Genomic DNA, 14,991 nt, shown 5'->3' with positions numbered 1-14,991 from the left:
ATCAGCCGTTCCCGGTCGACGCCGACTTCAGCTCGTCGGCGGTGGCGGAAAGCAACTCCTCCCAGGATTTCTCGAATTTGTCCACGCCCTCGCGCTCGAGCACCGCGAATACGTCGTCGAGATCGACACCGACCGCGGTGAGCCGATCGAAGATCTCCTTGGCCTCCTCCGCCTTGCCGGAGACGGTGTCGCCGCTGATCGCGCCGTGATCGGCGACCGCCTGCAGCGTCTTCTCCGGCAGGGTGTTCACCGTATTCGAGGCCACCAGTTCGGTGACGTACATCGTGTCGGCGTAGTCCGGGTTCTTCACGCCGGTCGAAGCCCACAGCGGACGCTGCCGATTCGCGCCCGCCGCGGCAAGGGTCAGGAACGTGGAGGTGTGCTTGCCACCGTCGAAGACGTCCTGGTACTCGGCGTAGGCCAGGCGAGCGTTGGCGATGCCCGCCTTGCCGCGCAGCGCGAGCGCCTCCTCCGTGCCGAGCGCCTCCAGCCGCTTGTCGATCTCGGTGTCTACGCGGGAGACGAAGAACGAAGCGACGGAATGGATCTTGGCCGGATCGTGGCCGCCGACCTTGGCCTTCTTCACGCCCTCCAAATAGGCGCCCATCACGGCACGGTAGCGCTGGACCGAGAAGATCAGCGTGACGTTCACACTGATGCCCTCCGCGATCACCGCGGTGATCGCGGGCAGCCCCTCCTCGGTGGCCGGAATCTTGATGAACAGATTGGGCCGGTCGACGATTTTCCACAGTTCGACCGCCTGCGCGACGGTCTGGTCGGGATCGAACGCCAGGCGCGGGTCGACCTCGATGGAGACCCGGCCGTCCACGCCACCGGAAGCTTCGAAGACGGGAGCGAACACGTCACAGGCCGCGCGGACGTCGTCGGTGGTGATGGTGCGTATCGCGGCGTCGGCGTCCGCGCCCTGCGCGGCAAGCTCTTTCAGCTGACCGTCGTAGGCGTGGCCCTGGCTGAGCGCACCCTGGAAGATCGTCGGGTTGGTGGTGACCCCGACGACGGACCTGGTCTCGATCAGCTCGAGCAGATTGCCGGACCCGATGCGGTCCCTGGACAGATCGTCGAGCCATACGGACACTCCCGCCGCCGACAAAGCGGCGAGATTCTCGTTCTGAGCCATGAGCGCTTATCCCTTCACGTTCTCGAGCGTGCGCTGCGCGGCGGCAACGACGGCTTCCGGAGTGAAGCCGAATTCGCGGAACAGGGTCTTGTAGTCGGCGGAGGCGCCGAAGTGCTCGATCGACACGATCTCGCCCGCGTCACCGGCGAACCGGTGCCACGGCATCGCGATACCGGCTTCGACGACGACGCGCGCGGCGACCGCGGGCGGGAGCACCTCGTCCCGGTAAGCCTTGTCCTGCGCGTCGAACCACTCCACGCACGGCATCGACACCACGCGAGTGGCGATGCCCTGCTCCTCCAGCGTAATGCGGGCGGCGACCGCGAGTTGCAGCTCCGAGCCGGTGGCGATCAGGATCACTCGCGGTGTGCCCGTGGACGCCTCGGCCAGCACGTAGCCGCCCTTCGACACACCCTCGAAACTGGTGCCTTCCAGAATCGGCAGATCCTGGCGGGTCAGCGCCAGCCCGGACGGGCCGTCCTGGTGCGGCAGCTCCGACACCGAGAAGTGCGACCTGTGCTCGCTGCTGTCACGTTCCAGGATGGTGCGCCAGGCGTAGGTGGTCTCGTTGGCGTCGCCGGGACGGACCACGTTCAGGCCAGGGATGGCGCGCAGCGCGGCGAGTTGCTCGATCGGCTGGTGCGTCGGACCGTCCTCACCGAGGCCGATGGAGTCGTGGGTCCAGACGTAGATCGCGGGCACCCGCATCAGCGCGGCCAAGCGGACGGCGGGACGCATGTAGTCGCTGAACACCAGGAAGGTGCCGCCGTACGGACGGGTCGGGCCGTGCAGCGCGATGCCGTTGAGGATCGCGCCCATCGCGTGCTCGCGGACACCGAAGTGCAGGGTCCGGCCGTACGGGTCGGCCTTCCACATGCCGGTGGAGATCGACTCCGGCCCGAAGCTGGGCTGGTCGGGCATGGTGGTGTTGTTGGACTCGGCCAGGTCGGCCGAGCCGCCCCACAGCTCCGGCAGCACGGGGGCCAGCGCGGCGAGCACCTTGCCGGACGCCTTGCGGGTGGCCATGCCCTTCGGATCCGGTTCGTAGCTGGGCAGATTCGCGATCCAGTTGTCCGGCAGCCGCCGCTCGATCAGGCGGTCGAACAGCGCTTTGTTCTCCGGGTTGGCCGCGGCCCACGCGTCGAAGGACTTCTGCCACTGCGCGTGCGCCGCGCGCCCGCGTTCGACGACCTTGCGGGTGTGCTCGATGACGGCGGGATCCACGTCGAAGCTCTTGTCCGGGTCGAAGCCGAGGATCTTCTTGGTGGCGGCCACCTCGTCGGCGCCCAGCGCCGCGCCGTGCGCGGTACCGGTGTTCATCTTGCTGGGGGCGGGGTAGCCGATGATGGTGCGCAACACGATGATCGAGGGCTTGCCGGTCTCGGCCTTGGCGGCCTCCAGCGCGGTCTCGATGGCGGCGACGTCCTCGCCGCCCTCGACCACCTGCACGTGCCAGCCGTAGGCCTCGTAGCGCTTCGCGACGTCCTCGGTGAAGGCGATGGTGGTGTCGTCCTCGATGGAGATCTTGTTGTCGTCGTAGACGAGGACGAGGTTGCCCAGCTGCTGGGTGCCCGCCAGCGACGACGCCTCGGAGGTGACGCCTTCCTCCAGGTCACCGTCGGAGGCGATGACGTAGACGAAGTGGTCGAACGGGCTCGCGCCGGGCGCGGCGTCCGGGTCGAACAGGCCGCGCTCGCGCCGCGCCGCCATCGCCATACCGACCGCGGAGGCCAGGCCCTGGCCGAGCGGGCCGGTGGTGATCTCGACGCCGTCGGTGTGCCGGAATTCGGGGTGGCCCGGGGTGAGCGAACCCCACTTGCGCAGATTCTTCAGGTCGTCCAGTTCCAGGCCGTAACCCGCCAGGTAGAGCTGGATGTACTGGGTGAGGCTGGAATGCCCGCAGGACAGCACGAAACGGTCCCGGCCGACCCAGCTCGGGTCGCTCGGGTCGATGCGCATGGTGCGCTGGTAGAGCGTGTACGCCAGTGGCGCCAGGCTCATCGCGGTACCGGGATGGCCGTTTCCGGCGTTCTGCACCGCCTCGGCGGCCAGGACCCGGATGGTGTCGACAGCCTTGGTGTCCAGATCCGTCCAGTCGTCCGGGTGGTTCGGCTGAGTGAGGGCGCGGATGTCGTCTGTGATCGACACGACCGAGGTTCTCCTGACATTGGTTTCGTCGACGGCGGGTGGGTTTCTGACGGCGATGATCGCGCGGCAGCCACGGCATGCTCACCGGGTATACCCAACTACCCTAGATGTGCCCGGTGACCGGCACACCATTAACCCTGTGTTGGTTTCGCGATGCCCGCTGCGCTGCGTGTTCGCAGGTGGGTGTTTCGTCGGCGGCGGCGTGTTCGCGGCCTTGCGGGACCGGAGTTCGAGTCGGGGAGTCCCCGGCGCGCCGGCGCACGTTCTCCGCCTCGCTCGAATACGAGGCGAGCGGCGAACGCGCTCGTGAGACTCCCACCAGCGGTGAAAGCGATATCGAGCAAGCGACTGCTGGGTAGCAATCGCCGCGGCCGCGACATCAGTTGCTGGAAACGGCTCGTTCGGCGCGCGGTGTGTTCGCCCGCACCGGTGGCGCGAGACGAAATTCTCCTGCGCCGGGAACGGTATCCGCCTCCTACCGCTTGCGCGCCCGGCAACTCGGACGCGATGCGGGTTCGGGCGCGGCCGAACCCTCGAACAAGAGTCCCTACCGGCGGGTCGCGCCCCCTGGCGAAGGCCGTCCGTTCGGCGCGGCACGGGCGGTAGGGCGCGTCACATACCGGCGACCTTGCGCGGGGGCGAGGAAAGGGGCGGGGGCGGCGGGGGTCTACCATCCTTTGTAGTAGTAGTCGCGCCGCACCGGTCGGCAGGGGCGCCGGGGCGGACGGAAGTCCGGCGCGTGCAGGTCTGTACCACCGGGACCAGCGCACTGCTGGTCCATGCCGGATGCGATGCACAGCGTGCGAGGAGAGACAGTGCGGATTGGGCAACGGCCGGGTGGCGATGGTGCGCACGGCTCCTCCGCGACGGCGCTGGCCGACCGGTTCACGGGTCCCGGCCTACCGTCCCGGCTGACGCGACGGGCGCTGGCCTACGTCGCGCTGACCAAGCCCAGGGTGATCGAGCTGCTGCTGGTCGCCACGATCCCGACCATGCTGCTCGCCGACCGCGGCACCGTCGACATCCGCCTGATCCTCGCGACCCTGTTCGGCGGCTGGATGGGCGCGGCGAGCGCGAACACGCTCAACTGCGTCGCCGACGCCGACATCGACAAGGTCATGAAGCGCACCGCCAAGCGGCCACTGGCCCGGGATGCGGTGCCCACCCGCAACGCCTTCGTCTTCGGCGTCGTGCTCGGCCTCGGTTCCTTCGCCTGGCTGTGGTGGCAGGCCAACCTGCTCAGCGGCCTGCTCGTCGTCGTGACGATTCTGTTCTACGTCTTCGTCTACACCCTGGGCCTCAAGCGCCGCACCTCGCAGAACGTGGTGTGGGGCGGCGCGGCAGGCTGCATGCCCGCGCTGGTGGGCTGGTCGGCGGTGACCGGCGGCATCGGCTGGCCCGCCCTCGCGCTGTTCGGCGTCATCTTCTTCTGGACGCCGCCGCACACCTGGGCGCTGGCCATGCGCTACAAGGAGGACTACCGCGCGGCGGGCGTGCCGATGCTGCCGGTGGTCGCCACCGAGCGGACGGTCACCAAGCAGATCGTCGTCTACACCTGGCTGACCGTGCTCACCACGCTCGCCTTGGCACCCGCCACCGGTGTGATCTACACGGCCGTGGCACTGGTGGCCGGAGCGTGGTTCCTGCTCATGGCGCACCAGCTGTACGCGGGCGTGCGGCGCGGGGAGTCGGTGAAGCCGCTGCGGCTGTTCCTCCAGTCGAACAATTACCTGGCCGTGGTGTTCTGTGGCCTCGCGGTGGACTCGGTGCTCGGCTGGGACACCATCGGCAGCTTCTTCAGCTGATCGCGCCGATGTAGCCGTCCGGACGGACGAGCACCCGGGTGCCCTCGACCGCGGCATAGGCCGTAAACGCGTGCCCGTCGACGTCCACGACGTGTGGCCCGGCCACCTGCGCTCCCGGACGCACCACCGCATACACGTGCGGTCCGGACTCCGCTCGGGCACCGAATGACAGTGCCGTCGCATGCGGCCCGCGGAACAAATCGAACAACCGGATCGGCCGCCCGGCCTCGTCCTTCACCGGCGCGTCCGGCGCCCGATCGCCGGCCGCCAGCGGGTCGCGCACGGCCGGGTCGCGGTAGGTGATGTCGAGCTGTTGGGTCTCCGGCCCCCGTCGCATCGCGTCCTCGTCGCCGTCGATCAGCTTGTCCAGCAGTTCGGCGCTCAGTCCGAGCACCCTGGCGGCGACCGTCCTGCGCTCGGTCTCGTAGCTGTCCAAGAGGCTGTCATCACCGGCCAGGGCGGCGGCCAGCTTCCAGCCGAGGTTGTAGGCGTCCTGGATGCCGGTGTTCATGCCCTGGCCGCCGGTGGGCGGATGCGCGTGCGCGGCGTCCCCGGCCAGGAAGACCCGGCCGTCCCGGAACCGCTGCGCCAGCCGGATATTGGGCCGCCAGACCGTCACCCAGGTCAGGTCGGTCAGCGTGACGCCGTCGCGTCCGCAGTAGCGGTCGGTGTACCGCTGCAGCAGTTCCAGGCTCGGCTGCTCGTCCGCGGTGAGCGGCGCGGCGAACTGGAAGTGCCGTCCACCGGGCAGCGGGGACAACGCGATGCCTTGCATCGGCTGGTCGGCGGCGGCGAACCAGTAGCCGAACTCGTGGTCGAGCGCGTCGGCGCGTACGTCGCCGAGCAGCATCCGGATCGACTCGTCGGTCTCGCCCTCGAACGGAATGCCCAGCGTCTTGCGCACCGTGCTCTTGCCGCCGTCGGCGCCGATCAGGTACCCGGTGCGCAGCGTCTCCCGCACGCCGTCGCGTTCCAGGGTCGCTGTGACGCCGCTGTCGTCCTGGTCGAAGGCGACCAGTGCGGTGCCCGATTCCACGTGCACGCCGAACTCGGCGAGCCGGTCGCGCAGGATGGCCTCGGTCTGCGACTGGCCGAGAACCCACCCGTTGGGATAAGGGACGGCGGGGGTGGGCTCGACCGGTTCGCTCATCCTGCGCTCGGTCACGAACTCGCCGCCGAGATGGACGCGCATCACCGGGGCGGGCATCCCGGCCGCGTGCACGGCTTCCAGTACCCCCAGGTCGTCGAAGACTTCGAGGGTGCGGGGCTGGATGCCGTCGCCACGGGAGCCCGCGAAGAACGTGGCCGCCTTGTCGACGATCCGGACCGGGATCTCCCGGCGGGCGAGATCGAGGGCGAGGGTGAGGCCGGTGGGTCCGGCGCCCGCGACGAGGACGAGCTGTGACATGGCGTGCTCCTGATGAATTTCTATTCAGTGAATATAAGTTCAGTCTTGCGCTTGGTACGTTGCCTTGTCAAGGAGGTGAGGTGGGTGTCGCTGAGTCGCAAGGAGAAGTCGGCCGAAACCGAGCAGGCGTTGAAGACCGCTGCGCTGCGCTTGTTCGCCGAGCGCGGCTACCTGAACACGAAGATCACCGACATCACGACGACCGCGGGGCGGGCGGCGGGATCGTTCTACAACCACTTCGCGAGCAAGGAAGAACTGCTCCAGGCGCTGCTGAACGACCTGGCCGCGGCGGGGGACGAGCGCGCGGAAGGGCCCGACCACAACCCGGACTTCAGCGACCCGGAGGCGGTGCGTTATCACGTCGCCGGGTACTGGACCTTCGCCCGCGAGCACGCGCCAGTGCTGCGTGCGGTGAATCAGGCCGCCCTGGTCAACGACGAATTCGCGCGGATGGTCGCGCGCTTCGGCACCCAGCAGCGCGCGGACATCGCCGACCACGTGGCGGGCTTCGCCGACCAGGGGTTGCGGCTGCCGAGCAGCGCCGACGCCAGCCTGGCGATGATGTTCATGCTCACCCAGAGCCTGCTGGCGGCGGTGGAGGAAGGAAACGTCGAATTGACCGACGAGCAGGCCGTGGAGGGCCTGACTCGCTTCATCTATCGCGGTCTGACCGGCCGCGACTACTGATGCGACGGTAGGCGACTCATCGGGTCGCCCCCCGCCGGCGGCTCACGGGAGCAGGACGATGGAACCGGTGGTCTTGCGGCCTTCCAGGTCGCGGTGTGCCCGTTCGGCGTCGGCGAGCGGGTAGGTGGCGCCGATCCGGATGTTCAGCGTGCCCTCGGCGATGGCGTCGAGGATGTCACCCGCGCGCCAGGTGAGCTCGGCGCGGTCGCGGGTGTAATGCGCCAGGGTGGGCCGGGTGACGAACAGCGAACCGGCCGTGCTGAGCCGTTGCAGGTCGAACGGTGGCACCGGCCCGCTCGCGCCCCCGAACAGCGCGAGCGTGCCGCGCACGCGCAACGCGGCGAGGCTCGCCTCGAAGGTCGCCGCACCGACGCCGTCGTACACCGCCGCCACGCCGACGCCATCGGTGAGGTCGCGCACCCGGTGGGCGAGGTCATCGCCGTAACGCAGCACCTCGGCGGCTCCCGCCGCGCTCGACAGCGTCTCCTTCTCGTCGGTGGACACCGTCGTGATCACCCGGATACCGCGCGCGGTCAACAGCTGGGTCAGGATGAGCCCGACACCACCCGCGCCGGCGTGGACCAGCACCGTTTCGCCGGGCTCGGGCCGGTGGATCGACTCGATGAGATAGTGCGCGGTCATGCCCTGTAACAGCGCCGACGCGGCCACCGGTGGGTCGACCCCGTCCGGCACGGGGATGGCGACGACGGCGGGCACCGCGACCTTCGGTGCGTAGCTGCCGGGTGCGGCGGACCACGCCACCCGGTCGCCGACCGCGAACTCGGTGACGTCCGAGCCGACCTCCGCGACGACGCCGGTGCCCTCCGTGCCCGGGACGTAGGGAACGTCCTGGGGGTAACGGCCGGTGCGAATGTAGGTGTCGATGAAGTTGACGCCGATCGCCTGCGTCTCCACCAGCAGTTGGTCCGGTCCGATCCGCGGATCGGGCACGTCGACGTACTTCAGGACCTCGGGACCACCGTGTTCGGAAACCTGAATGGCGCGCATGAGCTTCAGTTCTACACCCGAGCGGGGGGCATGCTGCCTACCGGTCGGTAAACTGCCTGCCATGAGTACCGAAACCGCCACGGCGCCCGCGAAGCTGTCGGGTGCCCTCGTGGAATCCGTCAAGGGATTCGTCGCCGACCACGGCAAATCCGCCACGGCCGTGCTCCAGCCCATCGGTCGTGCGGGCGTCCGCGTCACCTTGGTCGGCGCCGACGGCACCCTCGGCGACCGTGTCGTCCCCGACCTGGACACCGCCAAGGCGTTGATCGACACCATCGACGGCCTCACCGAGGCGGACGAATGGAATCGCGAACTCACCTCGATCGTCACCCCGCGCAAGGGCCACTGGGCCAAGATGGCGGGCTGGGTCGCCAAGCAGGCCCGTTTCCCCAAGGCGCGCAACGAGAAGTGATCGGTGCGTAGCCGAGTCACGCTGCCCGGCCGGATCGGCGCGGCGCTGGTCGCCGGGTGGACAGCTCTCACCGCAGCCGCGATTCCGGCGGCCGCGCAGCCGTCGGAGACGTCGAACGTGTTGCGCGCCTGCACGCCCGGCGACTATCCGCCGTACTCGATCCGGGACGACACGGGCGGCTACCGGGGCGTGGACGTCGATCTCGCGCGGGGGTTCGCCGCACTGCTCGGCCGCCCGCTCGAGTTCGTGCCCGTGACCTGGGCGACGCTGAAGACGGACTTCGCCGAGCGGAACTGCGATCTCGCGGTCGGGGGCATCTCCGACCTGCCGTCGCGCCGGGCGTTCGCCGACTTCTCGATCACCTACGGGACCGACGGCAAGGCCCCGATCACCCATCGAGCGAACGGCGCGGCGTACTCGACCATCTCGGAGATCAACCGTCCCGGTGTTCGCGTGATCGCCAATCGCGGTGGGACGAACGAGGAATTCGCGCGCAAGAACTTCCCCGACGCGCAGCTCACCTTGTGGCCGGACAATCTGACGATCTTCGGCGAGGTCGAACAGGGCCGCGCCGACGTGTTCGTCACCGATTCGGTCGAGGGCCGCTACCGCGTCCGTCAACACCCGGACCTGCAAGTGCTGCACCCCGAAGCGCCGTTCGACTCGTTCGGGAAGGTGCTGCTGGTGCGGAAGAACGACCCGGTCCTGGCGGCGATGCTGGACGCCTACTTGGCGACCCGGCTCGCGACCGGCGCGGTGGACCGGTTGTTCGACCAGTGGATCGGGCCGAACGCCTCCGTCGGCTGAGTCCGGTCGCTGTCTCGGGGGCGCGCTGGACATCGCCGAAGTACATGCGGCCGCGTCGGCACACGCCCACCCGGCATCGGCGAGCCCGCCTTGCCCGAGCCGCACTGTGACGGCATCGGGGTCATGTCTGCTCATCGGTCGCCGTGGCACGAAGGCGGCGTCGCCGGGCACTCCTGCGCCTTCGAATGGCGAATCGGGTGTCATCGGCGGTGCAGGTAGTGCGCCAGAGACCTGCAATGCCTGAAGTGAGTGAATCGGCGAATTGCCCGCAAAATGACCCATTCGCGCAGACGCAGCGCCCGCCCCTCTCGGAGCGATACGCTTTGAGCAGGGTAATTCAACGTCGAGGAGTTGATGTGGGACACCTACGAGGCGTGCGTAGCCGCCGCATGAACGACCACGGCTGATTCCGAGCTACCGATGCGTGAGCCGATCGACCTGGTCGATTCAGCCGAACGAACCCGCGCGGCGCTCGCCGCCGTCGTGGCGCAGTTCTCAGAGGCTTGGGCGTCCGGCTCCCCACCCGACCTGTCCACATATCTACCCGCCGAGCACGCCGAGCGGCGCACGATCCTGATCGAATTGATCAAGGTCGACCTCGAGTACCGCTGGCTGCGCTACCACTTTCCCAAGCGGCTGATCGACTATCGCGCGGAGTTCTCCGAACTGCGAAACGGTCCGTTTCCGGCCGACTTGGTCTACGAGGAATACCACGCCATGCGCCGCAGCGACCAGGGCGATGCCACCGACCTGACCGCCACCGCCACCGCGGCCGCGGCGGAACTCGACCGTCTCACCAGCGACTACCGCAGCACGATGATCGCTCGCCCGAGTGCCCAAGTCGCGCTCGACGCCATAGACGTCGGCGCCCAGGTCGACGATTTCGATCTCCTGATGCGGATCGGGGTCGGTGCGTTCGCCCAGGTGTACCTCGCTCGCCAGCAATCGATGCAGCGACTGGTCGCGGTCAAGATCTCGCACAACCACGGCAACGAGCCGCAGACGCTCGCGCAGCTGGACCACGAATACATCGTGCGCATCTTCGACCAGCGACTCGTCGCCGACGACGAACTGAAACTGCTCTACATGCAGTACCTGCCCGGAGGGACACTGCTCGACGTGCTGCGCCTGTCGCGCGCGACGCCGCCGGAGCAGCGTGGTGGGCAACTGCTGCTCGATGCCATCGACAAGGTGCTCGCCGACAAGGGCGAGGTCCGGCCTACCGAATCCGCCGTTCGGGCGCGGATCGCCGCGCTGACCTGGCCGGAGACCGTCGCCTGGCTGGGCCGCCGACTCGCGGACGCCCTGCAGCACGCGTCCGAACGAGGGGTGCTGCATCGCGACATCAAGCCCGCGAACGTGCTGCTGAGCGCCGAGGGAAGCCCGAAGCTGGCCGACTTCAACGTCAGCTTCAGCAAACGCGTCAAGGGCACCAGTCCCCTGGCGTACTTCGGCGGATCGCTGGCGTATATGTCGCCCGAGCAGCTCGAAGCCTGCCATCCCGACCTCCCGGCGACCGCGGGGGAACTGGACACTCGCAGTGACATCTTCGCGCTGGCCGTCATGCTGTGGGAGTTGCTCACCGGGCGCCGCCCCTTCTCGGACGAAACGTCCGCGGGTGATTCGCAGACGTCGCTGGCCCGCATGATTCAACTGCGGCGCAGCCCCGTCGAGCCGGCGTTCCTGTCCGAGCTGCCGCCGGATTGCCCCATGGCGCTGCGCCGCGTGCTGCTGAAGTGCCTGTCGCCCGACCGCGCGGACCGCTATTCGTCCGGTTCGGAATTGGCGCAACAGCTCGACCTGTGCCTGGAGCAGCGGGCGCGCGATCTCGTCTATCCGCCGCCGGACAGCTGGCGCGTGCGACTTTCCCGCTGGCCCACCCCTGTCTTGTGGCTGTCTTCGCTGGTCGGTGTCGGCCTGGCTACGGCCTACATGGCTGTGCACGTGCAGGAATTGATCAGGGAGCGCCTGACCGATGCCACGAATTCGCAGCTCAACATGGGTGTCTACGTTTTCGTTCTCATCGCGGGCCCGCTGTCCATCCTGATCTACGCATCCATGTCCCGTCATTTGCTCGCGGTGCCGCGCGGCTTACGCGAGGGCAGACGCTATGACGAGGCACTGCTCGCGCGGGTGCGGTCGCGAACCCTGTTCTGGGGCGATATGTGTGCGCTGAACACCTTCCAGACCGGGATGACGGCGACCGTGACCGGGGTGTTCCTGTGCCTGTGGTTGACCGACCTTCCGGCGCGGCTGGTGATCCACGCGGCGATGACCGTTTTCATGGCGGGCGTCATCTCCGTTGCCTACACGTTCTTCCTGTCGACGTTCTACATCGTGCGCTGCGTCTATCCGATCTATCTGCGCTACACCCGGACGACGGCGGACGACTCGGGCAATATCCGCGCGCTACGTCGAAGAACCACGGTCTATCTCGCGGTCACGGCCTCCGTGCCGCTGGTGGGAGTGCTGGCCGGATTCAGCCTTCTCGAACCCGAGGAACTTCCGCTGGTGCGCGATTCGGTCCTGGGCTTGTGCGCGGTCGGCGGACTCGCGTTCGTCGCCGTCTATTGGCTGTACCGGACGCTCGACGCGGACCTGCGCGCGCTTCAGCGGGTGGTCAGGAGACCGGCGGTGAGCGTCGGCTGATCGGCCGGCTAGACCTGTCCGGCGAACCGGGCGATCACCCGCCGGATAGCCGCACCCATGGTGGGGCTGTCGAAGTGACCCGCCCTGGTGCAGGGTCGTTCACCTGTCGTGGCGTGACGACCAGGGGCGAGCGTGGGTCGCTCAGGCGGCCTGCGTCGCCGGGTCCGGCTTCGCAGCGGCGACCCGCTCCCGGGTGCGCAGTGAGGCCCACAGCGCGGCGGTGGCGGCGGTGCACGCCGCGGCTCCGCCCACGTGCACGACGACCAGCGCCGCGGGAACGTCGGTGAAGTACTGCACGACACCGACCAGCGCCTGCGAGCACACCAGTCCGAGCAACCAGAACAATCGTGTGCGCACGGGGGGTGCGATGCCGACCGCGAACAGGCCGAACGCCAGGCCGACCAGCAGCGCGAGATACCCGACCAGCAGCTGCGAGTGCAGATGCACCAGGGTGACGATCTCGACCTGCAACCGCTCCACTTGACGCTCGATGCTCTTGTCGCCCGCGTGCGGACCCGCGGCGGTCACCAGGGTGCCCGCGATCAGGACGGCGCTGAGCGCGACCCCGGCGAGCGCGGTGAGCCAGCGCAGCGGCGCGGGGGCGCGCACGGTGTCGACGCCCTCGTCGGGTTCGCCGATCTTCGCGTACAGCACCATCGCGAGCCAGACCATCACCATGGACGCGAGCAGGTGGGTCGCGACGGTCCACCACAGCAGTCCGGTACGCACGGTGATGCCGCCGATGATCGCCTGCACGACGGTGCCACCTGGCATCAGCCATGCGTAGACCAGCACCTCACGGCGGCGGCGCGCCCTGGTCACCGCCAGCACGACCGCCGCGGCGCACAGGGTGACCAGGAAGGTGAGCAGCCGGTTGGAGAATTCGACCGCCTGGTGGATCGCCGGAACCTCCGACACCGCGACCGGCGTGAAGCTGCCGGGGAAGCACTGCGGCCAGGTCGGGCAGCCCAGACCGGACGCGGTGACCCGCACGACGGCACCGGTCACCGAGATGCCCGCTTGCGAGACAACGACCGCGAGCGCGATCAGTCGCTGCGCCCGCAGCGAGGGCAGTGGCAGCTTGTCGACGAGTCGCAAGAACGCGCGATACAGCACGTCGAAAATGGTAGCCGGGCCGGATCCGGTGGCGTCACCCGGTCTACTACATTTCGTCGTTGATTCTCAGTGGAAGCGGAACAGGCGGGTCGCCGCGACGCCCGACACCACGCCCCACACGGCCAGCACGGCGATCCCGAACCAGTCGACGCCGGTGTGCATCGCGGTTTCCAGCGCTTCGGCCAGCGCGCCGGACGGCACCAGCCGGGCGAGCACGCTCACCACGGCGGGCAGGTCGTCGGCGGCGAACACGATGCTGGCGACGCCGAGCATGACGAACCACAGAATGTTCGCCAGCGCGAGCACCACCTCTGCCTTCAGGGTGCCGCCCAGCAGCAGGCCCATCGCCGCGAACGTCGCGGTGCCCAGCGCGATCACCGCCGCGCCCAGCAGCAGCCCGACCGCTGCCGGCCGCCAGCCCAGTGCGAAGCCGATGAGGCCGAGCAGGACGGCTTGCAGGACGACCACGATGAGCACGGCCGCGCTCTTGCCCGCGATGACGCCCCAGCGCGGCAGCGCCGTCGCCCCGAGTCGTTTGAGCGCGCCGTAGCGCCGGTCGAAGCCGACCGCGATGGCCTGGCCGGTGAACGCGGTGGACATGACGGCCACCATCATCACGGCGGGGACGATCTTGTCCACCCGGTGCGTGCCGAGATCGCCGAACGGCAGCAGGCTCAGGCCGATCAGCAGAGTGATCGGAATGAACATGGTCAGCAGGAGCTGTTCGCCGTTGCGCAGCAACAGGATCAGCTCGAGCCTGGTCTGCGCGAGCAGCATCGCGGCGCGGCTGCTCGGGCGCGGGCCGGGGGCGAAGGTGCCCGGCGCGAATCGGTTGGCGGTCGCGTCGTGCTCGCTCATCCGCGCAGGTCCCGTCCGGTCAGTTCGAGGAAGACGTCTTCGAGGCGGCGCTGATCGATCCGGATGTCGGTGGCCAGCACGTTCATTCGCGCGCACCACGCGGTGACGGTCGCTAGCACTTGTGGATTGATCTCGCCCTCCACCAGGTAGGTGCCGGGGGTGGTCTCCCGGGGCGCGAATCCTTCGGGCAGGGCGTTCGCCAGCAGTTCCAGGTCCAGTTTCGGCGGCGCGCAGAACCGCAGCTGCCCCGCCGCTCCGTGTGCGGTGACCTCGGCCGGGGTGCCGGAGGCGACGATGCGGCCGTGGTCGATGATCACCAGCTGGTCGGCGAGTTGCTCGGCCTCGTCCATCATGTGCGTGGTCAACACGACGGTCACCCCGTCACGGCGCAGGGCGTCGATCAGCTCCCAGACGATCAGCCGGGCCTGGGCGTCCAGGCCCGCGGTCGGTTCGTCGAGGAACACGATCTCCGGCTTACCCACCAGTGCGCACGCGAGGGCCAGCCGCTGCTGCTGGCCGCCGGAGAGGCGGCGGTAGGGAGTGCGGCGGTTGTCCTGGAGGCCGAGCGTGCGCAGCAGCCAGTCGGGGTCGAGCGGATCCGCGGAGTAGGCGGCCACCAGGTCGAGCATCTCCCCCGCCCGCGCACCGGGGTACGCGCCGCCGCCTTGGAGCATCACGCCGATGCGGGGGCGCAGCCGTTCGGAATCGGCGACGGGGTCCAGGCCGAGCACACGCACCGTGCCCGCGTCCGGCGTGGCGAATCCCTCGCACATCTCCACCGTCGTGGTCTTGCCCGCGCCGTTCGGGCCGAGTAGCGCGAGCACCTGGGCCGGTTCGACCTCGAACGTGAGGCCGTCGACGGCGGTGATCTGGCCGTACCGCTTGACGACAGCGTCGACACGGACGGCCGGTCCGGCAGTCGCGGTCACGACTCAGCCTCGCCGGCGCTCGGTTT

At 68.9% G+C, this 14,991-nt stretch carries 12 protein-coding genes; 5 read left to right on the top strand and 7 right to left on the bottom strand.

Translation table 11 applies throughout. From position 1 onward, the window contains the following. Nucleotide 1 precedes the first annotated feature (1 nt). Both tal and tkt read right to left on the bottom strand, forming a co-directional pair. Nucleotides 2-1,138: a transaldolase gene (gene tal / locus ACFU5M_RS10870; protein WP_379047277.1), complete on the bottom strand. Its 1,137-nt coding sequence runs from the start codon at nucleotides 1,136-1,138 to the stop codon at nucleotides 2-4. Nucleotides 1,139-1,144: 6 nt separating this feature from the next. Further along, nucleotides 1,145-3,286 carry a transketolase gene (gene tkt, locus ACFU5M_RS10865; protein ID WP_379047274.1) on the bottom strand — a complete coding sequence of 714 codons (2,142 nt, stop codon included), beginning with the start codon at nucleotides 3,284-3,286 and terminating at the stop codon, nucleotides 1,145-1,147. Nucleotides 3,287-4,101: 815 nt separating this feature from the next. On the opposite strand from tkt, the gene ACFU5M_RS10860 reads away from it, so the two are divergent. Further along, a complete protein-coding gene (locus ACFU5M_RS10860; RefSeq protein ID WP_379047271.1) occupies nucleotides 4,102-5,091 on the top strand; it encodes a heme o synthase in 990 nt (329 codons plus the stop codon). On the opposite strand, the gene ACFU5M_RS10855 is transcribed toward ACFU5M_RS10860, so the two are convergent. Then, nucleotides 5,084-6,499 carry an FAD-dependent monooxygenase gene (locus tag ACFU5M_RS10855; protein ID WP_379047268.1) on the bottom strand — a complete coding sequence of 472 codons (1,416 nt, stop codon included), beginning with the start codon at nucleotides 6,497-6,499 and terminating at the stop codon, nucleotides 5,084-5,086. The genes ACFU5M_RS10860 and ACFU5M_RS10855 overlap by 8 nt on opposite strands. Before the next feature lie 84 nt (nucleotides 6,500-6,583). On the opposite strand from ACFU5M_RS10855, the gene ACFU5M_RS10850 reads away from it, so the two are divergent. Continuing rightward, nucleotides 6,584-7,186, top strand: a complete 603-nt coding sequence (locus tag ACFU5M_RS10850; protein ID WP_379047265.1) for a TetR/AcrR family transcriptional regulator — start codon at nucleotides 6,584-6,586, stop codon at nucleotides 7,184-7,186. Nucleotides 7,187-7,228: 42 nt separating this feature from the next. On the opposite strand, the gene ACFU5M_RS10845 is transcribed toward ACFU5M_RS10850, so the two are convergent. After that, on the bottom strand, nucleotides 7,229-8,194 hold the full coding sequence (locus ACFU5M_RS10845) for a quinone oxidoreductase family protein (protein WP_379047262.1): 966 nt from the start codon (nucleotides 8,192-8,194) through the stop codon (nucleotides 7,229-7,231). 61 nt (nucleotides 8,195-8,255) lie between these two features. On the opposite strand from ACFU5M_RS10845, the gene ACFU5M_RS10840 reads away from it, so the two are divergent. The 3 genes from ACFU5M_RS10840 to ACFU5M_RS10830 all read left to right on the top strand — a co-directional run bounded on the left by ACFU5M_RS10840 (nucleotide 8,256) and on the right by ACFU5M_RS10830 (nucleotide 12,062). Further along, entirely contained in the window at nucleotides 8,256-8,606 is a 351-nt protein-coding gene (locus tag ACFU5M_RS10840) for a hypothetical protein (RefSeq protein WP_379047259.1), read from the top strand. A gap of 3 nt (nucleotides 8,607-8,609) precedes the next feature. After that, nucleotides 8,610-9,413, top strand: coding sequence for a transporter substrate-binding domain-containing protein (locus ACFU5M_RS10835; RefSeq protein WP_379047255.1), 804 nt, complete (start codon nucleotides 8,610-8,612; stop codon nucleotides 9,411-9,413). A gap of 420 nt (nucleotides 9,414-9,833) precedes the next feature. Further along, nucleotides 9,834-12,062 carry a serine/threonine-protein kinase gene (locus ACFU5M_RS10830; protein ID WP_379047251.1) on the top strand — a complete coding sequence of 743 codons (2,229 nt, stop codon included), beginning with the start codon at nucleotides 9,834-9,836 and terminating at the stop codon, nucleotides 12,060-12,062. Between the two features lie 141 nt (nucleotides 12,063-12,203). Here ACFU5M_RS10830 and ACFU5M_RS10825 read toward each other — a convergent pair whose 3' ends face one another. From ACFU5M_RS10825 to ACFU5M_RS10815, 3 genes are all read right to left on the bottom strand, one after another. Continuing rightward, nucleotides 12,204-13,178, bottom strand: a complete 975-nt coding sequence (locus ACFU5M_RS10825; RefSeq protein ID WP_379047248.1) for a heme A synthase — start codon at nucleotides 13,176-13,178, stop codon at nucleotides 12,204-12,206. 66 nt (nucleotides 13,179-13,244) lie between these two features. Beyond that, entirely contained in the window at nucleotides 13,245-14,036 is a 792-nt protein-coding gene (locus ACFU5M_RS10820) for an ABC transporter permease (protein ID WP_379047245.1), read from the bottom strand. Then, on the bottom strand, nucleotides 14,033-14,965 hold the full coding sequence (locus ACFU5M_RS10815) for an ABC transporter ATP-binding protein (RefSeq protein WP_379047242.1): 933 nt from the start codon (nucleotides 14,963-14,965) through the stop codon (nucleotides 14,033-14,035). The genes ACFU5M_RS10820 and ACFU5M_RS10815 overlap by 4 nt, the downstream gene beginning before the upstream one ends. Between the last annotated feature and the right edge of the window lie 26 nt (nucleotides 14,966-14,991).

Origin of the sequence: Nocardia sp. NPDC057455 (genome assembly GCF_042802775.1) — a bacterium.
GTDB lineage: Bacteria > Actinomycetota > Actinomycetes > Mycobacteriales > Mycobacteriaceae > Nocardia.
This window is presented reverse-complemented; position numbering and strand designations above follow the sequence as displayed.